Genomic DNA, 1,121 nt, shown 5'->3' with positions numbered 1-1,121 from the left:
ACCCGCGCGAGCATCGACGAGTTGATGCATGAAGCCGGCCGTAGCCTTGTCGAGCAACTGCTGGTGATCTCGGCGACGGAGGTCGCCGGCGAGAAGCATCCGGGCCGCAGAGGCGGCGAGATCCGCTGGCACGGCTCGCAGCAAGGCCAGATTGTGATGGACGAACGCAAGTTGAACATGAAGCGGCCGCGCCTTGGCGTCGTGGCGGCGGCGAAGTGTCGGTCCCCGCCTACGAGCAATTGAACGAGAATCCGCGGCTCGCCGAGCGCGTGCACGAGATCATGGTCACGGGCGTGTCGACGCGCAAATATGCCAAGGTCCTGCCCGAGATGGCCGGCACCGTTGGCATCTCCAAGAGCAGCGTCTCGCGCGAGTTCATCAAGGCCAGCCAGACGGCGCTCACCGAGATGATGGGGCGGCGCTTCGATGACAAGGACTTCCTGGCGATCTACCTGGACGGCATCATCGTCGACTCACGCCACATCATCGCCGCTATCGGCGTGGACAGCTCCGGCGAGAAACACCTCCTGGGTCTCGCGAGCGGGTCGAGTGAGAACGCCCAGGTCGTCAAGGATCTGTTGCGCGGACTGATCGAGCGCGGCCTGCCGGCGGATCGCGAATACCTGTTCGTGATCGATGGTTCCAAAGCGCTGCGCTCGGCCATCGAGGAGTTCTTCGGCGAACGCGCCCACGTGCAGCGCTGCCGTGTGCACAAGCAGCGCAACGTCCTTGAGCGCCTGCCCAAGGAGAGCGTTTCGCAAACCGCCGCGATCATGAAGGCTGCCTACAAGTTGTCGACCGACGATGGCATCGCCAAGCTCAAGACGCACGCGGCGTGGCTCAAGGCCGACCATCCGGACGCCTCGGCCGCACTGCTCGAGGGGCTGGAGGAAACCTTCACGGTGAACAAGCTGGGCCTAACGCCGGCGCTCATGCGCGGGCTGTCGACGACCAACATCATCGAGAATCCCAACGGCGCGGTGCGCCGGGTCGCGGGGCGCGTGAAGCGCTATCGCGACGCCGAGATGGCGTTGCGCTGGACAGCCGCGGGCTTCCTGGAAGCTGAGAAGCACTTCCGAAAAATCCTCGGCGTGAATGAACTCTGGATTCTCGCTGCGGCC

Annotated in this window: 1 pseudogene; it reads left to right on the top strand. The window is 64.6% G+C overall.

Going from position 1 to position 1,121, the window contains the following annotated elements:
* A pseudogene (locus NCR37_RS28260) lies at positions 1–1,121 on the top strand (IS256 family transposase); the annotation flags it as partial.

Source organism: Caballeronia sp. GAFFF1 (genome assembly GCF_023630705.1).
In the GTDB taxonomy this organism is placed as follows: domain Bacteria; phylum Pseudomonadota; class Gammaproteobacteria; order Burkholderiales; family Burkholderiaceae; genus Caballeronia.
Note: the sequence above shows the minus strand (reverse complement) of the source record. Positions and strands in the feature narration are given on the sequence as shown.